Source organism: Pseudomonas sp. R3-41, assembly GCF_054161485.1.
In genome coordinates this window covers 3268705-3293933 of sequence record NZ_CP096421.1, presented here as the reverse complement: position 1 = coordinate 3293933, position 25229 = coordinate 3268705, and the positions used below count along the sequence as shown (strand labels likewise).

Here is a 25229-nt window from a genome sequence, read left to right as displayed (position 1 = left end):
CTGCGAAAACTTGACCTGGGTCAACGTGCCCCGGGGCGGTACAGGCCTATGCTTGGCCCGTCTACCTCCAAGGAGGTAGTCCTTGATATCGATGAAACCCTTTGTTTATCAATATCTTGATGACGTTGGCCGAGGCTTTTATGGAAACGGAACGGCCGACAACTCTTTAGAGGTAGTGCGCCCAGGATCGGCTGCTACATCCCAGGTCCAGGGCGCCCGCTATGCTCGCTTCAACGTTTTGCCCCGCAGGCCCGCGTCAATGATGCGTTGGCTGCGCAGTTCCCTGCCCGCTCGCGCCGGGCTGGCGGTGATCCTGATCGCCATCCTGGCCCTGGCCAGTTCCTTGAGCGCCGGCTTGATCGCCTGGTTCAGCCAGGGCGACGCTGCCGCCATCAACACCGCCGGTTCCGTGCGCATGGAAACCTACCACCTGAGCTGGAAACTGGCGGCTGGGGCCAACGACGACATCCCGGCGATCATCGCCAGCCTGCAACAACGCCTCGACAGCCCGGCCCTGCGCGCCGTGCTGGAAGACGGGCCGGAAACCTCGTTGCACAAGAGCTATCGCGACCTCATGCAGCGCTGGAACCAGACCTTGCGTCCGGCCATCGAACGTGGCGATTCAGCGTTTTTCCAAAGCAGCGCCAGCTCTTTCGTGGAGCAGCTGGACCAGTTCGTCACCCTGCTGCAACGCCAGAGCGAACACAAACAAGGCTGGCAGCAGGCGATCCAGGGCATCGCGCTGTTCAGCACCATGATCATCCTGCTGATCGGCCTGTATGAATTGCAGTACGGCGTGGTCACGCCCTTGCAGGAACTGGTGGACGCCACCCAGCGCTTTCGTCGTGGCGAATTCCAGGTGCGGGTCAACCATCAGTCCGAGGATGAACTGGGCCAGTTGGCGACCAGTTTCAACACCATGGCCGAGACCATCGAGCAGTCCCACCGCACCCTGGAAGCCCAGGTGCAACAAAAGACCCTGAACCTGCAACAGGCCAATGCCGCCCTCGAATTGCTCTACCAGAGCAGTCGCAGCCTGGCGACGCGCCAGGCCAATGCCGAAGGCCTGGATGAGTTGATCCGGCGCTTCCAGCAGCGCCTGCCGGGGTTGCGCCTGACGCTGTGCCTGCAAGGGCAATTGCAGGCCCCGGCCAAGCACCTGCTGGCCTTGCACGGCGCCGCCAGCCGCCAGGTTTGCGCCAGCAGCGATTGCGCCAGTTGCCACAAACACAACGCCGCGCGCCCACAGGCCTTCAGCATCAGCAACCAGGGTACCGAACTGGGTGAGCTCAAGGCGCATTTCGTCGATGGCCACGCGGCGCAACCCTGGGAAACTGCGTTGATCCAGGCCCTGGCCAACCTGATCGGCACCTCGCTGTCCCTCAAGCGCCAGCGCGAACAGGACCATCGCCTGCTGCTGCTCGACGAGCGCACGATCATCGCCCGGGAGCTGCACGACTCCCTGGCCCAGGCCTTGTCGTACATGAAACTGCAAGTCAGCCGCATGCAGACCCTGATGCGTCGCGGCGAACCGGTGCAGACCCTGGAGACTGTCACCGGCGAGCTGCGCGAGGGGCTGAACAACGCTTATCGGCAATTACGTGAGCTGCTCACCACCTTCCGCCTGCAGATCCGTGATGACGGCCTGGTCCAGGAACTCAAGGACACCGCCGAGGAATTCTCCAACCGCGGGGATTTCCAGGTGCACCTGTTCATCGACACCCTGGCCTTCGAGCTGTCGGCCAGCGAACAGATCCACATCCTGCAGATCACCCGCGAGGCCCTGTCCAACTGCCTGCGCCATGCCCATGCCGAAAACGCCTGGCTCGAACTGCGCCAGGAAGGCGAGACCGTGCGGTTGTCGATTGAAGACGATGGCCGTGGTTTCAGCGGCGAGGTCGACCAGCGCGAGCACCATGGCCTGAACATCATGAACGAACGGGCCCGCAGCCTGCATGGCCAACTGCAGATTCATTCACGTACACCCCAGGGCACCCGTATCCAGGTGCATTTCCAACCGGAATTCCTGGGCCACCCCACCGAAGGCCTCGCAACATGAACGCCCCCCTGCGCCACACCCTGCTCCTGGTCGACGATCACCCGATGATGCGTCGCGGGATCCGCCAGATGCTTGAGCTCGAAGACGATTTGCACATCGTCGGCGAAGCCAGCCACGGCGAAGAAGCCCTGAGCCTGATCGAACCGCTCCAGCCCGACCTGGTGCTGCTGGACAACAACATGCCGCAGATGAACGGCATCGAGACCCTGCGCCGCCTGCGCGCCATGCACTACACCGGCAAGGTGCTGCTGTTCACCGTGTCCGATGCCGAGGACGACATCCGCGACGCCCTGCGCCTGGACGCCAACGGCTACTTGCTCAAGGACATGGAGCCTGAGTTGCTGATCCAGTACATCCGCGACGCCCTCAACGGCGCCCTGGTGATCAGCCCCGGCCTGACCCGCGTCATGGCCCAGGCCCTGCGCTCGCCACCGCGCCAGGCCGATGTGGAACTGACCGAACGCGAACGCCAGGTCCTCAAGACCATCGCCGGCGGCTACAGCAACAAGGTCATCGGCCACAAGCTGGGCATCACCGAAGGCACGGTCAAGGTCCATGTGAAGAACCTGCTGCACAAGCTCGGCTTGCGTTCGCGGGTGGAAGCGGCGGTGTGGGCGATGGAGCATTTGCGCGGGGCGGGCTGAGCCCCCTGGAACCCATGAATTAACACACAACCCGTGGCGAGGGAGCTTGCTCCCGCTGGGGCGCGCAGCGGCCCTGTTTTTTTGGGGCCTGCTACGCAGCCCAGCGGGAGCAAGCTCCCTCGCCACAGGATCTGTGTTCTGCAGGCATTGATTTGACTGGCATGGCCGCTCCCCATCCCTCTTCCGAGGTAGGCCTGCCGAGGCATAGGCCGACTGCGATTTGGGCTCTACCATGACGGCACGCGGAGGTACGCCATGCTGACCCACCCTTCCATCGTTTTACTGTTGCGTCGTCATCACCTGTTCAGCCAATTGCCGGAGCGGGTATTCGAGGACGTCTGCAACCTGGCCGTGCTCAAGCGCCTGGCCTGCAACAGCACGCTCATGCACCAGGGCGATCCGGCCAAGCGTTTTTTCTTGCTGGTCAGTGGCCAGATCAAGCTGTTCCGGGTCACCGGCGAGGGCCAGGAAAACCTGGTGGAAATCATCCAGCCCGGCCAGACCTTCGCCGAGGCCCTGCTGTTCAGCCAGGCCCGTTGCTACCCGGTCAGCGCGTCGGCGATCAAGGACAGTGTGCTGGTGAGTATCGAGGGCACGCATTATCGCAAGGCCCTGGAGGACCAGCCCAAGGTTTGCCTGGCGATCCTGGCGAGCATGAGTATCCATTTGCACCAGCGGCTCAAGGATATCGATAACTTGACCTTGGCCAGTGCCAGTCGGCGGGTGATCAATTTCCTGTTGCAGGAGCGAGATCCAAGGGATGGTCAGGTGGTGTTGCAGGTGTCGAAGCGGCTGGTGGCTTCCAAGCTGGGGATTCAGCCGGAAACGTTTTCGCGGATTCTTCATCGGTTGGTGGATGGGGGGTTGATTGCTATGGAGCGGCGCAACATTCGTATCCTAGCTGAAGAAGAGCTGACTGCTTACCAACAGTAGCCGAGCCAGTCTCAGATTTGACCATGGTCAAGGCGTGCTATTGCCGGCCTCGCACACTGGCAGCGTCTATCAGAGAAGAACCCCCATGTCCAATTCAAGCCTTCCCTTGGTCTACTCCTGCTCCGGCTGCTCGAATGTCGCGCAGTTGGCCAATACCCTGGCCCTGCGCCTGGATCGCAGCGGCCTGGCCGAAATGTCCTGCATCGTCGGGGTCGGCGGACATGTGGCAGCGCTGGTCAAAAAAGCGCGCTCGGGACGGCGAATCCTGGCGCTGGATGGCTGCCCGCTGCAATGCGTCGAAAGCTGCCTGAACCAGCACGACTTGCACGCCGATGTGCATCTGATCTTCAGTCACCACGGTTTGCGCAAACGCAACGGCGAGGATTGTACCGAGGAGCAGAGTGACGAGTTGTTCGAGGAGATCAAGCGGCTGATTGAAAGCCAGATGATCGAAGCCACCGAGACGGCTTGAGAAGGCGAACAGGTTCTAGTGTCGAACACCAAAACCTGTGGCGAGGGAGCTTGCTCCCGCTGGACCGCGAGCGGTCCTAAAACCTGTAGCCTCCGTATGTCAGTTAGAACGCACTTGCTGATTCAATTTTTTGAAATCAGCTCAACTGATACTGCAAACCTAATCTTGTCTGAGACAACGCGCCAAGAACTTAATATATTTCAGAAATAACTTACAGAAACTTCCAAGATCCATCCTGCGACAACAACATACCTTTCCTAAGGATCAGTAAGCTCATTCCCACAACCAGCACGACTAACATTTCAGAAAAATCGCCACCTCTTCGCGATGATGTAAAGCCGCAACATCTTGAAAGTAATATTCAGTTGGCGCGATCTCCACCACCTGCAAAAAATCATCGTCAACGATATAGCCCACGCCTGGGTATTACCCGAGTGACAGACACAACTTGGTAGGACCGTATTGGAATTCCGGAGGATCAAAGGTACGTCAATGAGTGCAAATTTTTCAGGCATTACGTGGGGCTTTCCCGGCATCGACCGGCGTCTTCTGAAAGTGCAGTTCAGCTTTTTGTTGATGGTTCTCGGGGGAAGGTGCAATCAACTGGCGGTGGCCTGGTGGACCTTGCAGGAAACAGGCTCTGCGCTCTATTTCGCCAACATGATTGCCTGTTCCATCGCGACGGAGGTGTTAGCCAAACCCCTGCTGGGATGGCTGGGGGACAAGTACAACAAAATCCTGATCATCAAGCTGGCCTCATGGATCAGCCTGCTAGCAGCGCTGTTGATGGTGGTGCTGTCCGCCACGGGGTCGTTCAACCCCTGGACGGTTGGCGCGCTGATGATGATCAGCAGTGCGATTGTCGGCGTACGCGACCCTCTCCAGGCTTCGATCATTCCTTTGTTTGCAGACGACGATAAAGTCTCCCTGGCCTTTCGGACCAAAAGCGTGATGTCGTCCTTTTCCATTCTGCTGGGACCGGTACTGGCCAGCGGGTTGATTTACGGATTCGGTATCACGTTCGCCTTTGCCGCCGATTTTTTTGCAATTCTCATCGCCGGGGCATTGATCGCGACCATCCCGAGCCCCATCGGCGCCACTGACCAAGGCGAAAAAGCCCCGGGTGCCAGCGGCTTTAGCATGATCTATTCCGGCTTCAAAGTAGTTTACGGAGTGAAAGTCGAATTTTACCTGGCCATCATTGCAATGCTGATCAACTTTGCCCTGTTTCCGTTCTTCACCATCCTGATCCCACTGTATGTAAAGGAAGTCATCCAGTACCCGGTCACTTACATCGGTCTTCTGGATTCGTGCTTCGGGCTGGGCATTCTGGCGGGCAGTTACAAGATCATCGGCTGGTTATCCGATCGGGTCCCCCGTGACATGTGTGTGTCCGCAGGTTTCGCATTGCTGGGGTGCAACCTTGTAGTGGTCGGGACCGTTTCATCGTCGTTCATCGTGCCCGCGGCCTTTTTCTGCGGCGGCGTCGGCCTGATGTTGATTAACATCCCCACTTCCGCTGTGAGGTTGCTGGCAACGCCAAAGCTCCATCGCAACCGGATTTTTGCAACGGTTTCATTTCTGTCTGCGGCGGCCAGCCCCTTGGGCAGTTTCGCGATGAACACCCTGATCGCCTCTTTGGGGGTTGCACTGACAATCACGCTGCTGGGCGCCATGGTACTGCTGTTGTCTTTGCTGGTCTTTCTGGTACCCGACTTTAAAACTTTCATGCGTTCCCAGGATACGCAGCTCAATGATGCCTATTTGGACAAATACCCTAAAGCGTTTGCGCACTGACGTGCCTCGCCGTACCAAGATCAAAAGATCACAGCCGCAGCTCCGCAGGAGATCTGTGTACATCCGCAAGAGACAGGTCGGCTGTCAGGCCGCCATCGCGAGCAAGCTCGGCTCCCACATGGATGGGGTACATCCGCAAGAGCCAGGCCGGCTATGAGGCCACCTATATCGCAGGCAAGCTATACACTGGATCTGCGTCGATCAAAGCAACTCAACCTCTCAGACCGCCGCCAACCCCTTCCCCGCCCTTTCCAGATTGCGCCAAAGCCACGGCGGCAACACCTCCGGATCAAGACTGTCGATCAAGTTCTTCAACGCCAGCCCCAACTCGGTGTCCCCCTCTATCACCAACCGACGACGAAAGAACAACGTATCCGGATCCTCCTGACGGCTGGCCAGCAACAGGAACTCGCGCCAGTTGCCGCTGATGGTGACCTGGGCCTCGGCCCGTTCGGCGATGCGCAACCCATCCCGGGCCAGGGTCAGGTACCAGCACAACTTCAGGTCAGGCACGCGCAGGCACAACCAGCGCCCACGCAGTACATCGAAACCACCGTCGCGCAACGGCTCGGCCAGGCAGCGATTGAGCGCCTGCTGCAACGCCAGTCGCTGCACCACGAACGGCACCTTGCCCACCAGCGGCAGCAAGCGATCAGCACCTTTGAGCACCCACTTCTTCGGACTCAACACAAGCCCGCCTCCTCTACCTTCAACATGCCGGCATGGCCGTGCCAGTAACCATTGCATCCTTCCACGAACAACGGTGGTGCTTCGCCCTGGCGAACCTTGTCGAAAGCCGTGACCACTTCGGCCATGCCCTGGGCGCGCGGGCTCAGGCGCAGAACGTCGGCACCACAGGCCTGCAGCGCGGTGTAATCGGCCAGCAGGTTCGTCACCTCGCCGGACATCGTCTGGATGCCGTTGAGGGTGAACAACTGTTGGCCTTCCTGGCTGCTCAATGCCAGGCCGTCGGGGTAGTTGATGCAGCAGAACTGGCAGTCGTCCTTGGGTCGGTTCTCGGCCCGGGCGGTAAAGCAGCGCGCCGAGTACGCCAGGGGCAGATGACCATAGGAAAAAATCTCCACTTCGGGCACTTCACGGCCCATGTCCCGCACTTGCTCCAGCACGTCGCCGATCAGCGCCGCCGAGCACTCCACGGGCGGCACCCAGCGGATCATGCCGCTGTCGAGCAATTGCCCCAGGGCGTGGCCGTTGTACAAGTTCAGCGCCGGGCCGCCAACGAAAGGCAGCTTGCGTTCGGCCATGAACTGCACCGCGCCCATGTCGTTGGCTTCCACCAACAATTGGCCGTTGTCACACAGGCGTCGCAGCGAAGAAAGCTCCGAGGCCGCTTCGATCAGCGTCAGGCTCGACAACACAATCTGTGCCTGGCCGCACGCTTGCAGCTCGCGCGCCAACCCCAGCCACTGATCCAGGGAGAACGCCCGGCGTTTCGAACACACGGTTTCCCCCAGGTAAATCACGTCCAGCGGCAAGGCCGACATCTCGGCGTAGAAATTCCCCAGTTGCGCTTTGTCCCAGTAAAACAGGACCGGTCCCAGGCTGAGTTTCATCTGGCCTCCTTCATTGCCATGATCGATGGTAGGCACCCAGGGTGGTCTGGCTGCCTTCGGACAAACCGGCCAGCACCTGGCGCCATTCTTCCCGCACGCGGAACCGTTGCGGCGCGGCCTGGTGGGCGTCCAGTGCGGCGCGCCAGACCCGGGTCACTTGCTCGACGTAGGCCGGGCTGCGTTGGCGCCCTTCGATCTTCACCGCTTCGACGCCGATGGCCGTCAGTTCCGGCAGCAGGTCGAGGGTGTCGAGGCTGGTGGGTTCTTCCAGGGCGTGGAAACGCTTGCCGCCGACCAGGAAGCGGCCTTTGCACAGGGTCGGATAACCGGCCGGTTCTTCAGGGGTGTAGCGGTCGATCAGCACTTCGCTCAAGCGCGCGCTCAAGCCTTGGGCGTCTTCGCTCCAGCGTACGGCCTTGGCGGGCGAACAGACGCCGCACAGGTTCGGCGATTCGCCGGTGATGTAGGAAGACAAATGACAACGGCCCTCGGCCATGATGCACAGGCTGCCGAAACCGAAGACTTCGATCGGCACTGGGCTGCCCGCCGCCACCTGCCGCACCTGGGCCAGGGACAGCACCCGCGGCAGTACCGCACGGCGGATGTCGTAGCGCTGGGCGTAAAAAGCCAGGGCGGCTGCGTGTGTGGCCGAGCCCTGTACGGAAAGGTGCAGCGCCAACCGAGGATGGCGCTGGCTGGCGTAGCTGAGCACGCCGGGGTCGGCGGCGATCAGGGCATCCACGCCGAAATCGGCGGCACGGTCCACGGCCCGTTGCCAGCGCTCCCAGCCCTTGGGTTGCGGGTAGGTATTGACCGCCACGTACAGCTTGCGTTGGTGCTGGCGGATATGTGCGACAGCCGCATCGAACTGTTTGTCGTCCATGTTCAGCCCGGCGAAGTGCCGGGCATTGGTGTCATCGCGAAAGCCAACATAGACGGCATCGGCGCCTTGGCGCACCGCCGCTTTGAGGGCAGGCAGATTCCCTGCCGGGCAAACCAGTTGCATGGGGCAACCTCGTGAGAAAACTAAGGGCGCCGCCAGTCTAGCCAGCCAGCCGGCGGCGACCTTGACGGCAATCAATTGCCGTCAATGCATCAGGCTCGCGAACGGCAGGTACAGCACCCGGTCGTGCTTGTGCACCAGCGCCTCACGCTCGACCACAGCCAGGCCATCGGCCCAACAGGCGGCGGTCAGCATCGCTGAACTTTGCTGGGGATGCAGTTCGACACACAACTGGCCATCTATGCCTGCAACCAATCGGGCTCGCAGGTATTGCCGGCGACGGTTGCGCTTGAGCCAGTCGAACCCGGCCGGTACCTGCAACAGCACCGGCAGGACATCGTTCATGCCCTGGGCCCGGAACAGGAACGGCCGCACGACGATCAGCGCGGTAATCAACGCCGCCGACGGGTTGCCCGGCAGCCCGATCCAAGGCTTGCCTTCCACATCGCCAAAGGCCAGGGGCTTGCCCGGCTGGATCGCCAGGCGCCAGAGGTCGATGCTGCCCAAGGTTTCGATAGCGTGCTTGAGGTGATCCTCTTCCCCCACCGAGACACCACCCGAGGTGATCAGCACATCGCATTCGGCTGCGGCCAGGCGCAATGCCTGTCGACTGGCCAATAGCCGATCGGGCATGACCCCGAAGTCATGCACCTCGACACCCCAGCCGCGCAACAGCGCGGCGAGGCTGTGGCGATTGCTGTTGTAGATCTGTCCTGGCGCCAATGGCTCGCCCGGTTCGCGCAGCTCATCGCCGCTGCTGAGCAAGCCCACTTGCAAGGGGCGATAAACGTCCACCTGGCCGACGCCGGCACCGGCGAGCAAACCCAACTCCTGGGCGCGCAAGCGCGTACCGGCTTCGAGCAGCCGGTCGCCTCGACGCAGCTCCTCGCCTTCCTTGCGAACATGGTCGCCGCCATTGACCGACGGCAACCAGACCCGCTCGCCATCGACGCGACAGCTTTCCTGTGGCACCACCGTGTCGGCACCCGGTGGCAGCGGCGCGCCGGTAAAAATCCGCACGGCCTGCCCGGCCTGCAACGTCTCGCCCGGCTGGTCACCGGCGGCGATGCGCCCGGCCAACAGCAGGTGGCCGCCCTCCACCGGCAGGTCAGCGGCCCGCAGGGCATAGCCGTCCATCGCGCTGTTGTCCCAGGCCGGCAGGTTCATCGGGCAGATAATGTCAGCAGCCAGCACACGCGCCAGGGCCTGGTCCAGGGCGACCCGTTGCACGGGCGGTGGCGGCGGCGCCTGGTCGAGCAGATGCCGGATCGCTTCATCCACCGGCATCAGCACGCCGCTGTCGCACACCCGGCCGCTCACGAGCGCGTCTCGCACGCCGTCGGGGCGATGCCGTCCTGGGGCTTGAGGTGCGGGGTGAAATTGCATGGGCCGGTGCGGCTATCCAATTGCCCGGCGAGGATCTGCTCCCAACCGGTCTGGCACGCCCCCGGCGAACCCGGCAAGCAGCACACCAGCACCCCATTGCTCATGCCCGCCAAGGCGCGCGATTGCAGTGTGGACATGCCGATCTCCGCCAGCGACACCTGGCGGAACAACTCGCCAAAACCGTCCACCTGTTTGTCCAGCAACGGTGCCACCGCCTGGGGCGTGTTGTCCCGCGGGGTGAAACCGGTGCCGCCAGTCATCAACACCACCTGGACCTTGGGGTCGGCGATCCATTGGGAGACCTGGGCGCGGATCTGGTAGATATCGTCCTTCACCAGCCCCCGGTCAATGAGCGCGTGCCCGGCGGTTTGCAGCAGGTCCGCCAGGGTCTGGCCCGAGGTGTCAGTGTCAAAGGTGCGGGTGTCGCTGATGGTGAGGACCGCGATGTTCAGCGGTTGAAAGTGGCGTTGCGTCAGATGGGCCATGATCAGCCGTCCTGTCAGAAAAGATGGCCCAGCCTGAACCGCAATCGTTGCCGGGCCTATTCCTCCTTGGAGGTACCTCCCTTGGCACCTCATGCAAGAACGATCCTGTCCCAGTAGGAGCTGACGAGCGAAGCGAGGCTGCGATCTTTCCCGGGCCGCTTGAGTTTCAAGCGAAAGATCAAAAGATCGCAGCCTTCGGCAGCTCCTACAAAGGCACCTATTCAGGGTGCCAGGCGGCTGCGCTGCCAGGCGCCATCCTGCAGGCGGTAGTCGAGACGGTCATGCAAACGGTCGGCGCGGCCCTGCCAGAACTCCAGCCGCTGCGGTTGCAGGCAATAGCCGCCCCAATGCCCAGGGCGCCGCACAGGCTGATCGGCGAAGCGTCGTTCAGTCTGCGTGAGCAAGGTTTCCAGCGCGGCCCGATCCGGCAATGGGCGGCTTTGTGGCGACGCCCAGGCCCCCAGGCGACTGCCTACGGAACGGGATTCGAAATAGGCATCCGACAGCGCAGGATCAAGCTTGTGGACCGGTCCTTCGATGCGTACTTGCCGTTCCAGCCCCGGCCAGAAAAACGTCATGGCGGCCCAGGGATTGGCCGCCAGGTCCTGGCCCTTGAGGCTGTCGTAGTTGCCGAAAAACGAAAAGCCCTGGGCGTCGAACCCCTTGAGCAACAACACCCGGCAGTGAGGCCGGCCCTGGGCGTCCACCGTCGCCAGGGCCATGGCGTTGGCTTCCACGGGCGGACTTTCGGTATCGCGGGCCTGTTGCATCCAGAGCGCGAACAGGGCCAGGGGATCGTCTGGTGCCTGGGCTTCGTCCAGGCCATCGCGGGTGTACTGGCGGCGCATCTTGGCCAGGGAAAGAGGCATGAGGGGGATCTCCACTGTGGGTTTGGGCCAGTGTGGAGTCGACTGCGGTGGTTGGCCTTGATCGTTGTCAATGCGGGCTCTTGCGGTGAATGTGCCGGCCTCTTCGCGAGCAAGCCCGCTCCCACAGGGGATTGGGGGTGATCAGGAAACTGAAGACAATCACAGATCCAATGTGGGAGCGGGCTTGCTCGCGAAGGCGGCAATCCGGTCTGCCGCTACTTAAGCCCCAACCGCCGCGCCAGTTTATGCAGATTGCTCGGGTCAACCTCCAACAACCGCGCCGCCCCCGCCCAGTTCTGCCCGCAACGTTCCAAGGCCTTGAGGATCGCCTGGCGCTGGCAACCATCGACCGCCTCGCTCAAGGGCTGCACGGGCGCCTCCAACGCTTGCAGGGCCTGTTCCGGCAGCGTCTGTGCAGAGCTGCTGCTAGCATTGACATCCAGGTCCAGCACCTGCGGCTCCAGGGTCATGATCAGGCTGCGACTGGCGCCACGACTCAGTTGCTTCAACGCCGCGCGGCTGATGACATGCTCCAGCTCGCGCACATTGCCAGGCCAGCTGTACGCCAGCAACGCCTGTTCGGCCGCCGGTGACAGGCGCAAGCCGCGCAAGCCCAGGCGCGTGCGGTTCAGTTCGAGAAAGTGCCCGGCCAGCATCAACACATCGTGGCCGCGCTCACGCAGCGGCGGGATCGGCACCGGGTAGACCGAGAGCCGGTGATACAGGTCGGCGCGAAACAGCCCATCGCGAATGCTGTCGGGCAAATGCCGGTTGGTGGCGGCGATGATCCGCACATCGACGTGCAGCGGCTTGTCCGCCCCCAGGCGCTGGATCTCGCCGTTCTGCAAGGTGCGCAGCAACTTGGCCTGCACGCTCAACGGCAACTCACCGACCTCATCGAGAAACAGCGTGCCGCCATTGGCCGCATCGAAGCGTCCGGCGCGGTCGGTGGTCGCCCCGGAAAACGCGCCTTTGACGTGGCCGAACAACTCGCTTTCGGCCAGGGACTCGGGCAACGCCGCGCAGTTGACCTGCACCAATGGCTTATGACCGCGCCGGGACAGGCGATGCAGCCGCCGGGCGAACAACTCCTTGCCCACGCCAGTCTCACCCAGCAACAGCACCGGCAATTCGGAATCGGCCAGCACATCCAGCTCGTTGAGCAATTGCTGCAAGCCTTCGCTGCGCCCAAGGATCTCACCCTCCTCGGCTGGCAGGCGCAAGTCGGCCGGGTCGCTGCGCGATGCCCGCAGGCTACGGTTTTCCTGTTCGAGACGGGTGACGCGCACCGCCGCCTCGATCTGCAACGTACACCGCTTGAGTTCCTCCCGGGCGCGGCTGTCGAAGGTGCCGGCGTGCAGCGCATCCAGGGTGATCGCGCCCCAGAGCCGGCCTTCCACGTACAGGCTCACGCCCATGCAGTCATGCACCGGCAGCGGCTCGCCGACGTGGTGGTCGAGCAAGCCGTCATACGGATCGGGCAAACGGCTGTCCGGCTCGAACCAAGTGGGTTCGCGCGAGGCCATGATCGCCGCCAGGCGCGGATGTTGGGCGATCACGAAACGCCGGCCCAGCGCTTCGTGGACCAGGCCCACCGTAGCCACGGGCCTGAGGCTGTCGTCGTCCAGGCGCAGCAGCCCCACGGCGCCACTGTTGAAGTACTCGCGCAGGGTCTGCACCAGGCGCTGCAATCGCACCGCATTGGGCAGCTCGACGATCAGGTCGGCGGCCAGGCTTTCACGCAGCATGGTAGTGATGACCCTCCAGGGTTCGTTTGACCCTTCACAGTCAGGGTGACAATCACCCTGTCAATAATTTAGTGCTTTGTTTTCAATCAGTTGAATCTGGCATGCCGGCTGCAAAGAAGCGCTCATCTGTCCCTCCCGGGATTCAACCCAAGGAAACATGATGAACCTCGATCTGCTGGAACAAAGCCTCGGCCAACTGGCCTGCGACATTCCTGGTGCAACCCGTACCTTCCATCATTACAACCTCGACTTCTGTTGCGGTGGGCAAAAATCCTTGCGCGAAGCGGCGCTGGGCAAAGGCTTGAATCCGTTGCTGATCGCCGACGCCCTCAGCACCCTGCAAGCGGCCGGGGAGCTGGGCCATGACTGGCGCAACGAGCCCCAGGCATTGTTGATCGCCCATATCCTGGAACGCTACCACGCGCGTCATCGCGAACAACTGCCGGAACTGATCCGCCTGGCCCGGCGCGTCGAGACGGTCCATGGCGCCCGGGCCAGTTGCCCCAACGGCCTGGCCGATCACTTGCAGGACATGTATCAGGAACTCGAAGGCCACATGCTCAAGGAGGAACAGGTGCTGTTCCCGATGCTGCAACAAGGCCTGGGCGAACGCGCCTCGGCGCCGATCCAGGTACTGCGCTACGAACACGACCAGCACGGCGACGCCCTGGAAACCATGCTGGCCCTGACCGACCAGATCACCCCACCCTCCGACGCCTGCAACACCTGGCGCGCCCTGTACCGCGGGCTGGTGGAGTTTCGTGATGACCTGATGCAGCACATCCATCTGGAGAACAATGTGTTGTTCGTCAATGCGATGAAGGCTGCTCACTAACCTCAAACAGCACACCACACCTGTGGGAGCGGGCTTGCTCGCGAAGGCGGCGTGTCAGTCAACATCAATACTGACTGATCCACCGTCTTCGCGAGCAAGCCCGCTCCCACAGAGGTTCAGTGCTGTCTCTTCTGCTCAAAACTGCCAATAGAACATCGCCTTCGCCAACACCACGATCAGCACCATGTGCCCCAGGATACTGCGCCGCAGCCAGCAGGCGCGGCTGGGTGTCAGGTGTCCGCTTTTGAGCCAGTACGCCAGCCACAGGTAATGCCCGATGATGCTCAGCGCCAACAGAATCTTCAGGCTCAGCAACAGACCGAAGCTGTTGCTCCACGGCTGGCTCAATGCGCCGCGATGCTGCCAGGCCAGGGCCATGCCGGCGCCGTACAACACCAGCACCACGCCATGCAGCACATGCCGCGAGCGCCGGGCGATCGCCTGGTCAGCGCCGTCCCTGACGATCTGCGTCAAAGGCCCGCGCGCGGCATGCCAGATGAACACCTCGAAAAACAGCGTGCCAATGAAGGCGATGGCCGCCAACAGGTGCGTGACAAGCAAGACCCCGTACATTATCGATTCCCTCTGCCCAACCGGCTCATCCCGGATGCCCATCCACCCGGGCCTTGAGCAGCATCGGCCCATAGCGCCAGGCGTATAAACCAAACGCCAGTGTCCAGCACAGCGCCGCCAGCCACAGCCCGGCCAACGGCAACAGCAACACCAACAGCACCCGGCTCAGGCACGCCAGGTTCAGCAGGATGAATGCCAGGGTCATGCCCGCCGGTGGCTCCAGGGGGCGCCCGGTATGGCCCAGGCTGACACGGGCAATCATCGCCAGGATCAAACCGGCCATGGCGCCGATGGTCAGGCTGTGCACCGCCAGGCTCGGGCTCACCGGCACACCGAAATGCCACAGCGCCATGCCCAGGCAGGCCACCGCCAGCCAAGCGTAGGCCAGGTGCAACGACCACAGCAGTGGCACCCTCCACAAATTCCGATCATGCCAACGCACCAGTCGAATCCCGTGCCCCACCGCCAACGCGGCGAACAACAGGCCAACCCAGACGCTGGCCGCCAGAGCCGGGCCGAAGGCATACAACAACGCCACCAGCGCCGCACCCGCCAGCAACAGGCGATCGAGCCACGGCCAAGGGGCCACGCCTTCGACCCGACCGAGGCCGCGCTGGGTAAAGAATGGAATCACGCGGCCGCCAATCAAGCCCATCATGGCCGCCACCAGCCACAGGCCGGTGAGCACGCTCTGGCGCTGCAAGCCCTCGTTGTGCTGCACCAGGCCGTACACGGATAACCCGTCGGCGGCGGCCAACAGCAGCAACACCAGCACAATCGGGTAATTGCGCTTCTGCCGCACGCGCCACAACATCACGCCCATCAACACCGCGACCGCCAGGGCAAAACCCAACTCCAGCAGCGCCAGCAACGGCCAAGGCGCATCGACCAGCCAGGCGAGCCGCGCGCCCAGCCACAACAACGCCAGCGTTGCCAGGCGCTTGCCGCTGAGCCCCGGGATGCCGGTCCAGGTTTGCACCGCGGTCAGCAGGAACCCGGCGATGATCGCCAAGCCGAAACCGAATAACAGCTCATGCCGGTGCCAGGCCAACCAGCCGCCGGCCGGCTGCCAGGCCGACAACCGCCCGGTAAACGCCGCGAGCCAGAAAGGAACGGCCAACAACGCCAACACACAACCGGCCAGAAAAAACGGCCGAAACGCCAGGCGCCACAGCGGCGCGATGGCCATGGCCTTGCGACGGTCAAGCACTTGCATACACCACTCCTTTGCCTCGCCAGACAGCCAGCGAGGGACGACAAACCAGGGTTCGAATGATCGGCTATCGACGCCGGCCGGCCTTGTCTCAGATCAAGCCAGCGCATCGGCGACCTCCCGTCTCGAACAGGCACTTGCAAGGGGCTTGCCGAAGTGGGTCAGTGTTGGAGTTCAGTAATGCTGTTCAATAGACCTGTGGCGAGGGAGCTTGCTCCCGCTGGGCCGCGAAGCGGCCCCTAAAGCCGCCAAATGCAGAGCATCAGACACTCCGCACCCGCCGATTTACGACTGCTTCGCAGCCGAGCGGGAGCAAGCTCCCTCGCCACAGGTCCATCATTTTTCATGTGTACCGCATGGTGCTCCCACAGGGACTGTAGCTGAACGGGGTATTTAAGACCCTTTCGCGGTTATTTTTACCCTATTGACCCAGGGTCATTTCTACCCTACCCAGCCCCAACGCCCCATGAATCAAAGCCCCCAAGCCTGGCCCGGCTCTTGCTCAGGCACGGCATCACCTTTCTTTGCCGGGGTCCTCCATGAAATCCGTCGTCCTGCCGCTCACCTGGTTCGTCGTGCTCACCTGCGTCGTGGCGCTTGCCAGCGGCCTGTCCCTGAGCCTGGTCTGACCCCGATCACCTCTTTCGCCTTTACAAGGATTCCACGCCATGGTGCTCCACCGCGTCCATCACCAGATTCTGCGCAGCCATCATCTGTTCGAGCCGTTGAACGAAGAACAGCTCGACGAATTGATGAGCAACAGCCAACTGCTGAGCATCGACAGGGGCGATCCGCTGTTCCGTCAGGGAGAGCCGGCGCAGGCGTTTTACTTCGTGATTTCCGGCGCGGTGAAAATCTACCGGCTAACCCCGGACGGCCAGGAAAAAGTCTTCGAAGTGATTGGCGAGCGCCAGACCTTCGCCGAAGCCATGATGTTGATGGACACGCCCAACTACGTCGCGTCCGCCGAAGCCGTCGGCCCGACCCAGCTATATCGGCTGTCCAACGCCACCTACATGCGTCTGCTGCAAAGCAACAGCCGGCTGACCTTCGCCCTGCTCGGCAAGCTCTGCGTGCGTTTGCACCAACGGGTCAACGAGATTGAAACCCTGTCGCTGAAAAACGCCACGCACCGCGTGGTGCGCTATCTGTTGACGCAACTGGTGCGCCTGCAAACCGTCGACAGTCAGTTCGAACTGCCGATGGCCAAGCAGTTGATCGCCGGGCACTTGTCCATCCAGCCGGAAACCTTTTCACGGATCATCCGGCGCCTGATCGATGAAAAGATCATCACCCAGGACGGTCGCCAGATCGCCATTCTCGATCGCCTGCGCCTGGAACAATTCGAATGAGCACGCAGCCCACTTGCCTGTATTGCCAACAGGCCCATCCCGCCGATGCGACCGAATGTCGCCAGTGCGGCATGCCCCTGCCCGCCGAAGCAGCGATGGCCGGCGAGCGTCGGCTGCGGCGCTTCACCTGGTTCTGTGTCGGCTTGACGATCTTCTGCATCGTCATGTTCTTCTGGCTGCCTCGCAGCATCGCCTGAACCCTCAATCCTGAGTCAATTGCCGGTACAACTGCGGTAGACGCAGCGGCAGTTGCTCGGGCTGGCGAATCAAGGTGTAGCCGTTGGCCCCGAACATGTACGGCAGGTAATCCCCCGCTTCGCGGTCGATGGTGATGCAGAACGGCGTCAACCCTTGGCGCCGGGCTTCCAGCACTGCCTGGCGGGTGTCTTCCACACCGTAGCGTCCTTCGTAAAGGTCCAGGTCGTTGGGCTTGCCGTCACTGAGCAGCAACAACAATTTGCGCCGGCGCTTGCAGCCCGCCAGCCGTTGCGTGGCCTGGCGAATCGCTGCGCCCATGCGCGTGTAGTAACCGGGCTTGAGGCCCTGGATCCGTCCGCGAGTGTGATCGTCGTAGCGCTGGTTGAAGGCCTTGAGTTCATGCAGGCGCACCTGCTGGCGACGCAGGGACGAGAACCCGTACAACGCGAAGTCATCCCCCAGCACCGACAGAGTTTCACCGAACAGCAACAGGCTGTCGCGGATCACGTCGATCACCCGGTGCTCGTCATTGAGGTGGGCATCGGTGGACATCGACAGGTCGGCCAGCAGCAGGCAGGCCAGGTCGCGGCGAGTCTGGCGCTGGTCCATGAACAGTCCGCGTTCGCTGCATTGGCCATGTTGGCGCTCGACGTGAAAATCCAGCCAGGCTTGCAGGTCCAGTTCCGAGCCTTGGGTTTGCTGGCGCAACCATTGGCGGTCGTTGCGCAAGTGTTCGAACTGGCGACGCAGGCGCTGGGCCGAGGTTCGCAAGCGTGCCGGCAGCGGCTGCGGCTGACAATCGCGGGGGGTGAACGTTTGCAGGCTGACGAAGTCGTCCTGCAGGCGTTGCTTGCGATAATCCCATTCCGGCAACAGGATGCCCGCGCCCAACGGGATGTCGTCCACATCGGCCGGAGGCAGGTCCAGGTGCAGCTTCAAGCCACCGCCCTTGCGCACGCGGGTGCGGGAAAGCGTCAACTGATCCAAGTCCTCGGCGACGCGAGCGGCGTCCGGGTCTTCGCGGTCATCCGCCCAGCGATCCAGGTCGACATGTTCGGTCCAGCTGAACAGGTTTTCCAGGCGCACGATCAGCAGGCCACCGTCACGGCTGGTGTCATCGATTCGCTCGGCGCGCTTGCGGCCGCCCTGTTGTTCGCCGGGCGGTGTCGCCAGGTATTGCTCGGACTCCTCGAGGTTGGCGGCCTGGGGATTGGCCAGGTGTTGGGGTGGGTAGAGCCACAGTGGCAACGGCCAGGCGGCCCGCTCGCTGCGGGGAAAATGTTCGACGCTGCCCGGTTCGCGCAAGGCTTGGCACAACGCCCGCTCCAAAGCGGCTTCGGCCGGGTTGAGCGTCGCCGGATCGGGGCGCAGGGACAGGTGCGCGTCCACCAGTCGCCGGTAGCGCGGGCGCAGCGCCGGGTAGCGCTTCAACACCGCCAGGGTCCAGCGCTGATTGTCCCGACCCCAATGCTTCATCGGTCCCGACTGCGCGGCCAGCAAGGCCAGCCAGCGATACAACTCTTGGTTGAGCTCGACATCGGGGAACGCCGCCAGGCTCGCCGGCAAGCGCAGATTGTCGCCGTCGCACCAGGCCAGGGGCACTTGCTTGCAGGTGCCGGCGATCTGCTGCATCAGGTTGCGCCGCAGCAGCAGGTCGCGGTCACTGACCGCTTCCAGCCCCAGGTGCGGGGCACCGCCGGTGGCGCGAAACAGCACCTGCAGCGAGCGTTGCCGCGGGATTAGCTCGACCCGTGCTTCAGGAAAATCGGCACTGGCCCGGCGGGTGATGAAACGGTGCCAGACACTGCCGACCCATTCTTCCAGCTCCAGGGTGAATGCCATGGTTACTCTCCTATCAACCCATTGCAGTGAAGAGACTGGCTCATACTGCTTTTGTGGCGAGGGAGCTTGCTCCCGCTTGGGTGCGAAGCGCCCGTCAAAAAGGGTCTGCTGCGCAGCCCAGCGGGAGCAAGCTCCCTCGCCACAAAAGCTCTCTCGCCACGAGTTCAGCGGTGGCTTTTCAAGAAGGCACCACCGCCGCCGGTGCACGCAGGGCCGCGCGGCCACGTTGACGGAAGCTGAACAGGTAGCAGAGCAGCCCGGCCAGGAACCCGACGCCGCTGACCAGTCGCGCCCAGAACAGCGGCTTCAGATGATCCATCGTCGCCATGAACGGCAAGGCACTGCCATCCTCCATCCAACGTTGCAACCAGACCTGGACGACACCGGCCGCGGTGAGGAACAAGGTGATCATCACCATCGACAGGGTCATCAACCAGAAGCCCCAGATCTCCAGCCGCTGGGAACGTTCGTCCGCCGCTTCGCCCAAGCCGCGCAAGCGTGGCATGGCGTAGCTGATCAGCGTCATCACGATCATCGCGTAGGCACCGTAGAAGGCCAGGTGACCGTGGGCCGCGGTCAGTTGCGAACCGTGGGTGTAGTAGTTGACCGGCGCCAGGGTGTGCAGGAAACCCCAGACCCCTGCGCCGAAGAACGCGGTGACGGTGGTGCCCTTGGCCCACAAGGTCGCGGCGCGGTTCGGGTGATGCCGACGGCGGTTCTTCACCATGCTGAAGGCGAAGACCACCATCGCCAGGAACGGCAGTGGTTCCATCGCCGAGAAGATCGAACCGACCCACAGCCAGACCTCGGGCGCGCCGATCCAGAAGAAGTGGTGACCGGTGCCGATGATGCCGGTGATCAGTGCCATGGCGATGATCACGTAGAGCCATTTTTCCACCACTTCCCGGTCCACGCCGGTGATCTTGATCAGGACGAAGGCAAGCATCGAACCCATGATCAATTCCCAGACGCCTTCCACCCAAAGATGCACCACCCACCACCAGTAGAACTTGTCGCGGGCGAGGTTTTCCGGGTTGTAGAAGGAGAACAGGAAGAACACCGCCAGGCCGATCAGGCCGGTCATCATCACCATGCTGACGGTGGTCTTGCGACCTTTGAGCAAGGTCATGCCGATGTTGTAGAGGAACCCCAGGCACACCACGACGATGCCCATCTTGGTGATCGTCGGCTGCTCCAGGAACTCCCGCCCCATGGTCGGCAGCAAGTCGTTGCCGGTGAACTTCGCCAGCGTCGCATAAGGTACCGAGAGGTAGCCCAGGATCGTCGCCACGCCTGCGGCGGCGAATACCCAGAACAGCAACAGTGCCAGTTTCGGGCTGTGCAGTTCGCGATCGGCCTCCTCCGGGATCAGGTAATACGCCGCGCCCATGAAGCCGAACAGCAGCCAGACGATCAGCAGGTTGGTGTGGACCATGCGGGCCACGTTGAAAGGGATCAGCGGGAACAGGAAGTCGCCGACCACGTATTGCAAGCCCATGATCAAACCGAACAGCACCTGCCCGAGGAACAGCATCAGGGCAAACACGAAGTAGGGTTTGGCGACGGCCTGCGAGGCGAATTTCAGATGCGGATTAGCCATGCTCATCTCTCAGCCCTCCTTGTTTGGCGGCCAGCCATTGGTGTTGATTTTCGAGCTCCACTTGAGGAACTCGGCGATGTCGTCGACCTCTTGCTCGCTCAGGTTGAACTGCGGCATGGCCCGACGACCCGGAACGTTCAGCGGCTGCATTTTCATCCAGGCCTGCAGGAATGGCTTGAAAGCCTCGTCGCCACCGCGCCGGTTGACCACGTTGCCCAGCTCCGGCGCGAAATACGCGCCCTCGCCCAGCAGGGTATGGCAGCCGATGCAGTTGTTGCGCTCCCAGACGCCCTTGCCGCGTATCACCGATTCCGTCAATTGCGCCTGGTTGCTGCGTTCGGGAAAGGTCTGTTCCGTGTGGTAGGTCAGGGCCAGGAATATCAGGAAGAAGAAGATGCTTCCCCCGAAGTAAATATTCCTGGCCATGCCTTTGGTGAAGGTATCTGACATGGTCACTTCCTCATTGCTTGGCGTGACCATTCTAGGAAGCCAGGGGTCCGGAACCGCTTGATGGCGATCAAGAATCTCCGATGGTTTTGGTGGGTTGTTCCAACACCGCCCGAAAAGGCGGGTGAGCTTTTGTGTTTTGCTGGGGTGTTCCAACACTGCCAGAAAGGCAGATGAGCTTTTGTGGCGAGGGAGCTTGCTCCCGCTGGGTTGCGAAGCGACCCTAAAACCTGCTGGCGCGGTGTGTCAGATGGATTGAGTCGTTGCTGTTGGGGCCGCTTCGCAGCCCAGCGGGAGCAAGCTCCCTCGCCACAGGGGGGAATGTCGGGCGTCAGAGCGCGAACGAGATCGCAATCGCCAGCACCACCGCCCAGCTCAACACCAACCACCGCCACAACCGCGGCGCATGGCGCAGCTCCATGAAACCGTCGGCGATCAGCCAGGCCTTGGTCACCGCGACCGCCAGGATGGCGATGGACACCAGCCCGCTGGCGGCGATCTGACCGAGGGCGACGGTGCCGCTGCTCAGCACAGCCAGCGCCATCCAGCAGGCGATCAAGACACGGGAAGCCGACATGAGCACCTCCGCTCAATCAAGGATGTAGACCACTGGGAACAACAGCACCCAGACCAGATCGACCATATGCCAATACAACACGCCGGACTCCAACCCGCTGTGTTCCTGCGCACCGTAGCGCCGACGTAGGCAACCCTCGGCCAGCCAGGCAAGAATCACCATGCCCAGCAACACATGGAGGAAATGAAACGCGGTGAGGATCCAGTACAAGGTGAAGAACGTGTCGTGCTCCATCCCCAGCCCGTTCGCCAAGAGATGGGCATACTCCGTGAGTTTGATCGCCACATAACCGCAAGCGAGCAACAACGCCCCGCACAACAACAGCGCGGCTCGACGCGGCCGGTCCTGCCTGACTTGCTCCTGGGCCAGGGCGGCGAACAGGCCGGCGGTGAGCAAGCTGAGGGTCATCGCCAGGCCCGTGGGCCGGTCCAGCAACTGCCGGCCCTCGCTGAACATCTGCGGGTGCAACGCCTGGGCAACGGTGAACGCCAGGATCAACAGCGCGAACACCGACAACTCGGCGAGGATGAAAAACCACATCGCCAGATCCCCGGGCAACCGCCGGAACACGCCAGCGGTTTCAGCCGAAGTGGACATCGACCACATCCATCAACGCGGCAACGGTCTGCGGGTCGTCACTCAACGGCTCGGCCAGGCAGGCCAGGCAGGCTTGGCGCGGGTCCATGCCCGAGCCGATCATGCGCGCGGCGAAAATCAGCAGGCGCGTCGAGGCGACTTCCTCCAGGTCATGCTGATCGAGCCGGCGCAGCGCTTGCCCCAATCGCACCACCTGGGCCGCCAGGGCCAGATCAACCCCCGCCTCGCGGGCGACGATGCGTTCTTCATCGGCCACCGCCGGATAGCCAAAGCGCATCGCCACGAAACGCTGGCGCGTGCTGGGCTTCATGCCCTTGAGCAGGTTCTGGTAACCGGGGTTGTACGACACCACCAGCATGAACGACGGCGGCGCCTGCAGCACTTCGCCGGTGCGCTCCAGGTACAACTGACGCCGATCATCGGCCAGGGGGTGCAGCACCACCGCCGTGTCCTGGCGCGCCTCGACCACCTCATCCAGATAACAGATGCCGCCCTCGCGCACGGCCCGGGTCAAGGGCCCGTCCTGCCACCAGGTGCCTTGGGCGCCGATCAGGTGACGGCCCACCAGGTCGGCCGCACTCAAGTCATCGTGGCAAGCGACGGTGTACAGCGGCAGTTTCAGGCGGTGGGCCATGTGCTGGACGAAACGGGTCTTGCCGCAGCCGGTGGGGCCTTTGATCAGCACCGGCATGCCGTGATGCCAGGCTTGTTCGAACATCGCCTGTTCGTTGTCCTGGGGTTGATAAAAGGGTTCGTCGGGGTGCTGCAAAGTGTGGATAGCGTTCATGGCGAGGGCCTGATCAGACAACACGATTGCCGGCCACGCTACGGTGCCCTGCGACAACCTGGCAAGGGCGGCGGCCGGCAAACTTGATCGCCGTCAAGCGGCTCACCACCGCCCTGGGCATAGCCTTGCATCGCACCAAGAACCTGCGCGCCAAACGTCATTTACAGCGCAGCGCGGGTCATGCCTGAGGAGAAATGGAATGCTGATCAGCCACAAAAAAACGTGGGCCCTGAGGGTGACGGCGCTGTGTACAGCGCTGGTTGCTCCCTACGCCTTCGCCGACCAACCCACCACGCCGGAGTCACCCCGGGTGGTCAAGACCGAAGGCGCGCCGGACCTGAGCCAGGCCGACTTCGACTCGGCCAAGGAAATCTATTTCCAACGCTGCGCCGGCTGCCACGGGGTCCTGCGCAAAGGCGCCACCGGCAAGCCGCTGACACCCGACATCACCCAGTCCCGCGGCCAGGCTTACCTGGAAGCGCTGATCACCTATGGCTCGCCCGCCGGCATGCCGAACTGGGGCACCTCCAACGCCCTGACCAAAGACCAGATCACGGTGATGGCCAAATTCATCCAGCACACCCCGCCGACGCCGCCGGAATGGGGCATGGCCGAAACCCTCAAGACCTGGAAGGTCCTGGTCAAACCCGAGGACCGCCCGACCAAGCAGCTCAACAACCTCAACCTGCAAAACCTGTTTTCAGTCACCCTGCGCGACGACGGCAAGATTGCCTTGATCGACGGTGACAGCAAGAAAATCGTCAAGCTGATCGACACCGGTTACGCGGTGCACATCTCGCGCATCTCGGCGTCGGGGCGCTACCTGCTGGTGATCGGCCGGGACGCCAAGATCGACATGATCGACCTGTGGCCGAAAGAGCCGACCAAGGTCGCGGAAATCAAGGTCGGTATCGAGGCCCGTTCGGTGGAAACCTCCAAATTCAAGGGCTACGAGGACAAGTACACCGTCGCCGGTTCGTACTGGCCGCCGCAGTTCACCATCATGGACGGCGAGACCCTGGAGCCCAAGCAGATCGTCTCGACCCGGGGCATGACCGTCGACACCCAGCAATACCATCCCGAGCCGCGCGTCGCGGCGATCATCGCCTCCCACGAGTGGCCGGAGTTCATCGTCAACGTCAAGGAAACCGGCAAGGTGATGCTGGTCAACTACCAGGACATCAAGAACCTCACCATCACCAGCATCGACGCCGCACCGTTCCTCCATGACGGCGGTTGGGACAGCAGTCATCGCTACTTCATGACGGCCGCCAACAATTCCAACAAGGTCGCGGTGATCGACTCCAAGGAACGCAAGCTCACCGCCCTGGTGGACGTGGGCAAGACCCCGCACCCAGGCCGCGGCGCCAACTTCAACCATCCACTCTATGGACCGGTGTGGGCCACCAGTCACTTGGGTGACGCCGGGGTTTCGCTGATCGGCACCGACCCGGTCAAGCATCCGCAATACGCCTGGAAACAGGTCGCTTCGCTCCAAGGCCAAGGCGGCGGTTCGCTGTTCATCAAGACCCACCCCGCGTCGCGCCACCTGTATGTCGACACCACCCTCAGCCCCGACGCCAAGCTCAGCCAGTCGGTGGCGGTGTTCAACATCGACAAGCTTGACGCCGGCTACACCGTGCTGCCGATTGCCGAGTACGCCGGCATCAAGAAAGGCGCGTTGCGCGTGGTGCAACCGGAATACAACAAGGCCGGCGACGAGGTCTGGTTCTCGGTCTGGAGCGGCCAGGAAGACGAGTCGGCACTGGTGGTGATCGACGACAAGACCCTCAAGGTCAAGAACGTGATCAAGGACAAGCGCCTGATCACCCCCACCGGAAAATTCAACGTCTACAACACCCAACACGACATCTATTGAGCCCCATCAATAAGAGGAAAAACCATGAAGCCTATTCTGATTGCACTGGCCTTGACCGCCGCCTACAGCCTGCCGGCCTTGGCGCAAGACGGCCCGACCCTGTTCAAGAGCAAGCCCTGCGCGGCCTGTCACTCCATCGACACCAAGGTGGTGGGCCCGGCGCTCAAGGAAGTCGCGGCGAAAAACGCCGGCGTCGCGGGGGCCGAGGCGGTACTGGCCAAACACATCAAGGAAGGGACGCAAGGCAACTGGGGACCGATGCCGATGCCGGCCAACCCGGTGACAGAGGAAGAAGCCAAGATCCTCGCGGCGTGGGTCTTGACCCTTAAATAACTGGGCAGGATCTGCCTGATGCCTGT

Annotated in this window: 25 protein-coding genes; 10 read left to right on the top strand and 15 right to left on the bottom strand. The window is 62.5% G+C overall.

The annotated features are described in order from the left end of the window. Nucleotides 1-259: 259 nt before the first annotated feature. From M1D99_RS14715 to M1D99_RS14695, 5 genes are all read left to right on the top strand, one after another. Nucleotides 260-2059, top strand: coding sequence for a HAMP domain-containing protein (locus M1D99_RS14715; RefSeq protein WP_186705781.1), 1800 nt, complete (start codon nt 260-262; stop codon nt 2057-2059). Then, nucleotides 2056-2703 (top strand): two-component system response regulator NarL, encoded by a 648-nt coding sequence (narL, locus tag M1D99_RS14710; RefSeq protein ID WP_186705780.1) that lies wholly within the window; start codon nt 2056-2058, stop codon nt 2701-2703. The genes M1D99_RS14715 and narL overlap by 4 nt, the downstream gene beginning before the upstream one ends. A 255-nt stretch (nt 2704-2958) precedes the next feature. Beyond that, complete coding sequence (locus M1D99_RS14705) at nt 2959-3636, top strand: Crp/Fnr family transcriptional regulator (protein ID WP_186729269.1); 678 nt, start codon at nt 2959-2961, stop codon at nt 3634-3636. An 85-nt stretch (nt 3637-3721) separates the two neighbouring features. Further along, nucleotides 3722-4108, top strand: coding sequence for a putative zinc-binding protein (locus M1D99_RS14700; RefSeq protein WP_434576134.1), 387 nt, complete (start codon nt 3722-3724; stop codon nt 4106-4108). A gap of 492 nt (nt 4109-4600) precedes the next feature. Further along, nucleotides 4601-5905, top strand: a complete 1305-nt coding sequence (locus M1D99_RS14695) for an MFS transporter (RefSeq protein WP_458132074.1) — start codon at nt 4601-4603, stop codon at nt 5903-5905. A 219-nt stretch (nt 5906-6124) separates the two neighbouring features. Here M1D99_RS14695 and ubiT read toward each other — a convergent pair whose 3' ends face one another. The 7 genes from ubiT to norR form a co-directional block, all read right to left on the bottom strand. Beyond that, on the bottom strand, nt 6125-6595 hold the full coding sequence (gene ubiT / locus M1D99_RS14690; RefSeq protein ID WP_092347921.1) for a ubiquinone anaerobic biosynthesis accessory factor UbiT: 471 nt from the start codon (nt 6593-6595) through the stop codon (nt 6125-6127). After that, on the bottom strand, nt 6589-7479 hold the full coding sequence (locus tag M1D99_RS14685; protein ID WP_186705777.1) for a U32 family peptidase: 891 nt from the start codon (nt 7477-7479) through the stop codon (nt 6589-6591). Before M1D99_RS14685 ends, ubiT begins: the two co-directional genes overlap by 7 nt. A gap of 10 nt (nt 7480-7489) precedes the next feature. Continuing rightward, nucleotides 7490-8485, bottom strand: a complete 996-nt coding sequence (gene ubiU / locus M1D99_RS14680; RefSeq protein WP_053119545.1) for a ubiquinone anaerobic biosynthesis protein UbiU — start codon at nt 8483-8485, stop codon at nt 7490-7492. A gap of 81 nt (nt 8486-8566) precedes the next feature. Continuing rightward, entirely contained in the window at nt 8567-9802 is a 1236-nt protein-coding gene (locus M1D99_RS14675) for a molybdopterin molybdotransferase MoeA (protein ID WP_434576129.1), read from the bottom strand. Continuing rightward, a complete protein-coding gene (gene moaB / locus M1D99_RS14670; protein WP_434576127.1) occupies nt 9799-10353 on the bottom strand; it encodes a molybdenum cofactor biosynthesis protein B in 555 nt (184 codons plus the stop codon). Before moaB ends, M1D99_RS14675 begins: the two co-directional genes overlap by 4 nt. A gap of 221 nt (nt 10354-10574) precedes the next feature. Then, a complete protein-coding gene (gene pdxH / locus M1D99_RS14665; RefSeq protein WP_434576125.1) occupies nt 10575-11222 on the bottom strand; it encodes a pyridoxamine 5'-phosphate oxidase in 648 nt (215 codons plus the stop codon). A 215-nt stretch (nt 11223-11437) separates the two neighbouring features. Next, a complete protein-coding gene (gene norR, locus M1D99_RS14660) occupies nt 11438-12970 on the bottom strand; it encodes a nitric oxide reductase transcriptional regulator NorR (RefSeq protein WP_186705773.1) in 1533 nt (510 codons plus the stop codon). A gap of 160 nt (nt 12971-13130) precedes the next feature. Between norR and ytfE the strand changes: the two genes are divergently transcribed. After that, on the top strand, nt 13131-13805 hold the full coding sequence (gene ytfE / locus M1D99_RS14655) for an iron-sulfur cluster repair protein YtfE (RefSeq protein WP_186705772.1): 675 nt from the start codon (nt 13131-13133) through the stop codon (nt 13803-13805). Between the two features lie 135 nt (nt 13806-13940). Here ytfE and M1D99_RS14650 read toward each other — a convergent pair whose 3' ends face one another. Next, entirely contained in the window at nt 13941-14378 is a 438-nt protein-coding gene (locus M1D99_RS14650) for a hypothetical protein (RefSeq protein ID WP_434576123.1), read from the bottom strand. Nucleotides 14379-14403: 25 nt separating this feature from the next. Continuing rightward, entirely contained in the window at nt 14404-15594 is a 1191-nt protein-coding gene (locus M1D99_RS14645; RefSeq protein ID WP_434576121.1) for an NnrS family protein, read from the bottom strand. Between the two features lie 665 nt (nt 15595-16259). Between M1D99_RS14645 and M1D99_RS14640 the strand changes: the two genes are divergently transcribed. Both M1D99_RS14640 and M1D99_RS14635 read left to right on the top strand, forming a co-directional pair. Beyond that, on the top strand, nt 16260-16943 hold the full coding sequence (locus tag M1D99_RS14640) for a Crp/Fnr family transcriptional regulator (RefSeq protein ID WP_186705769.1): 684 nt from the start codon (nt 16260-16262) through the stop codon (nt 16941-16943). Beyond that, nucleotides 16940-17140 (top strand): protein DnrP, encoded by a 201-nt coding sequence (locus tag M1D99_RS14635; protein ID WP_186729263.1) that lies wholly within the window; start codon nt 16940-16942, stop codon nt 17138-17140. Before M1D99_RS14640 ends, M1D99_RS14635 begins: the two co-directional genes overlap by 4 nt. Before the next feature lie 4 nt (nt 17141-17144). Here the strand turns inward: M1D99_RS14635 and M1D99_RS14630 are convergent, their stop codons facing one another. From M1D99_RS14630 to M1D99_RS14605, 6 genes are all read right to left on the bottom strand, one after another. Further along, a complete protein-coding gene (locus M1D99_RS14630) occupies nt 17145-18983 on the bottom strand; it encodes a nitric oxide reductase activation protein NorD (RefSeq protein WP_434576118.1) in 1839 nt (612 codons plus the stop codon). Nucleotides 18984-19161: 178 nt separating this feature from the next. Continuing rightward, the gene (locus M1D99_RS14625) at nt 19162-20589 is read right to left on the bottom strand and encodes a cbb3-type cytochrome c oxidase subunit I (protein WP_186705766.1); all 1428 of its coding nucleotides are present in this window, start codon (nt 20587-20589) and stop codon (nt 19162-19164) included. 3 nt (nt 20590-20592) lie between these two features. Further along, nucleotides 20593-21033: a c-type cytochrome gene (locus M1D99_RS14620; RefSeq protein ID WP_003202495.1), complete on the bottom strand. Its 441-nt coding sequence runs from the start codon at nt 21031-21033 to the stop codon at nt 20593-20595. 328 nt (nt 21034-21361) lie between these two features. Continuing rightward, nucleotides 21362-21607, bottom strand: coding sequence for a cytochrome C oxidase subunit IV family protein (locus tag M1D99_RS14615; RefSeq protein WP_186704970.1), 246 nt, complete (start codon nt 21605-21607; stop codon nt 21362-21364). Between the two features lie 12 nt (nt 21608-21619). Continuing rightward, the gene (locus tag M1D99_RS14610) at nt 21620-22204 is read right to left on the bottom strand and encodes a cytochrome c oxidase subunit 3 family protein (RefSeq protein ID WP_458132073.1); all 585 of its coding nucleotides are present in this window, start codon (nt 22202-22204) and stop codon (nt 21620-21622) included. Then, complete coding sequence (locus M1D99_RS14605) at nt 22188-22922, bottom strand: CbbQ/NirQ/NorQ/GpvN family protein (RefSeq protein WP_371856181.1); 735 nt, start codon at nt 22920-22922, stop codon at nt 22188-22190. The genes M1D99_RS14610 and M1D99_RS14605 overlap by 17 nt, the downstream gene beginning before the upstream one ends. Nucleotides 22923-23190: 268 nt before the next feature. Here M1D99_RS14605 and nirS point away from each other — a divergent pair, with 268 nt between their 5' ends. Next, entirely contained in the window at nt 23191-24870 is a 1680-nt protein-coding gene (nirS, locus tag M1D99_RS14600) for a nitrite reductase (RefSeq protein ID WP_186704968.1), read from the top strand. 24 nt (nt 24871-24894) lie between these two features. After that, complete coding sequence (locus M1D99_RS14595) at nt 24895-25203, top strand: c-type cytochrome (protein ID WP_186632792.1); 309 nt, start codon at nt 24895-24897, stop codon at nt 25201-25203. The last annotated feature ends 26 nt before the right edge of the window (nt 25204-25229 follow it).

What these genes read in the sequence shown, in the direction of transcription:
- norR (WP_186705773.1), bottom strand. Translation starts at nt 12,970, where the DNA reads ATGCTGCGTGAAAGCCTGGCCGCCGACCTGATCGTCGAGCTGCCCAAT.
- M1D99_RS14625 (WP_186705766.1), bottom strand. Translation starts at nt 20,589, where the DNA reads ATGAGCATGGCTAATCCGCATCTGAAATTCGCCTCGCAGGCCGTCGCC.
- M1D99_RS14630 (WP_434576118.1), bottom strand. Translation starts at nt 18,983, where the DNA reads ATGGCATTCACCCTGGAGCTGGAAGAATGGGTCGGCAGTGTCTGGCAC.
- moaB (WP_434576127.1), bottom strand. Translation starts at nt 10,353, where the DNA reads ATGGCCCATCTGACGCAACGCCACTTTCAACCGCTGAACATCGCGGTC.
- M1D99_RS14705 (WP_186729269.1), top strand. Translation starts at nt 2,959, where the DNA reads ATGCTGACCCACCCTTCCATCGTTTTACTGTTGCGTCGTCATCACCTG.
- M1D99_RS14715 (WP_186705781.1), top strand. Translation starts at nt 260, where the DNA reads ATGATGCGTTGGCTGCGCAGTTCCCTGCCCGCTCGCGCCGGGCTGGCG.
- M1D99_RS14610 (WP_458132073.1), bottom strand. Translation starts at nt 22,204, where the DNA reads ATGTCCACTTCGGCTGAAACCGCTGGCGTGTTCCGGCGGTTGCCCGGG.
- ytfE (WP_186705772.1), top strand. Translation starts at nt 13,131, where the DNA reads ATGAACCTCGATCTGCTGGAACAAAGCCTCGGCCAACTGGCCTGCGAC.
- M1D99_RS14685 (WP_186705777.1), bottom strand. Translation starts at nt 7,479, where the DNA reads ATGAAACTCAGCCTGGGACCGGTCCTGTTTTACTGGGACAAAGCGCAA.
- M1D99_RS14615 (WP_186704970.1), bottom strand. Translation starts at nt 21,607, where the DNA reads ATGTCGGCTTCCCGTGTCTTGATCGCCTGCTGGATGGCGCTGGCTGTG.
- M1D99_RS14700 (WP_434576134.1), top strand. Translation starts at nt 3,722, where the DNA reads ATGTCCAATTCAAGCCTTCCCTTGGTCTACTCCTGCTCCGGCTGCTCG.
- M1D99_RS14620 (WP_003202495.1), bottom strand. Translation starts at nt 21,033, where the DNA reads ATGTCAGATACCTTCACCAAAGGCATGGCCAGGAATATTTACTTCGGG.
- narL (WP_186705780.1), top strand. Translation starts at nt 2,056, where the DNA reads ATGAACGCCCCCCTGCGCCACACCCTGCTCCTGGTCGACGATCACCCG.
- M1D99_RS14640 (WP_186705769.1), top strand. Translation starts at nt 16,260, where the DNA reads ATGGTGCTCCACCGCGTCCATCACCAGATTCTGCGCAGCCATCATCTG.
- nirS (WP_186704968.1), top strand. Translation starts at nt 23,191, where the DNA reads ATGCTGATCAGCCACAAAAAAACGTGGGCCCTGAGGGTGACGGCGCTG.
- M1D99_RS14645 (WP_434576121.1), bottom strand. Translation starts at nt 15,594, where the DNA reads ATGCAAGTGCTTGACCGTCGCAAGGCCATGGCCATCGCGCCGCTGTGG.
- M1D99_RS14635 (WP_186729263.1), top strand. Translation starts at nt 16,940, where the DNA reads ATGAGCACGCAGCCCACTTGCCTGTATTGCCAACAGGCCCATCCCGCC.
- M1D99_RS14650 (WP_434576123.1), bottom strand. Translation starts at nt 14,378, where the DNA reads ATGTACGGGGTCTTGCTTGTCACGCACCTGTTGGCGGCCATCGCCTTC.
- M1D99_RS14695 (WP_458132074.1), top strand. Translation starts at nt 4,601, where the DNA reads ATGAGTGCAAATTTTTCAGGCATTACGTGGGGCTTTCCCGGCATCGAC.
- ubiU (WP_053119545.1), bottom strand. Translation starts at nt 8,485, where the DNA reads ATGCAACTGGTTTGCCCGGCAGGGAATCTGCCTGCCCTCAAAGCGGCG.
- pdxH (WP_434576125.1), bottom strand. Translation starts at nt 11,222, where the DNA reads ATGCCTCTTTCCCTGGCCAAGATGCGCCGCCAGTACACCCGCGATGGC.
- M1D99_RS14595 (WP_186632792.1), top strand. Translation starts at nt 24,895, where the DNA reads ATGAAGCCTATTCTGATTGCACTGGCCTTGACCGCCGCCTACAGCCTG.
- M1D99_RS14605 (WP_371856181.1), bottom strand. Translation starts at nt 22,922, where the DNA reads ATGTTCGAACAAGCCTGGCATCACGGCATGCCGGTGCTGATCAAAGGC.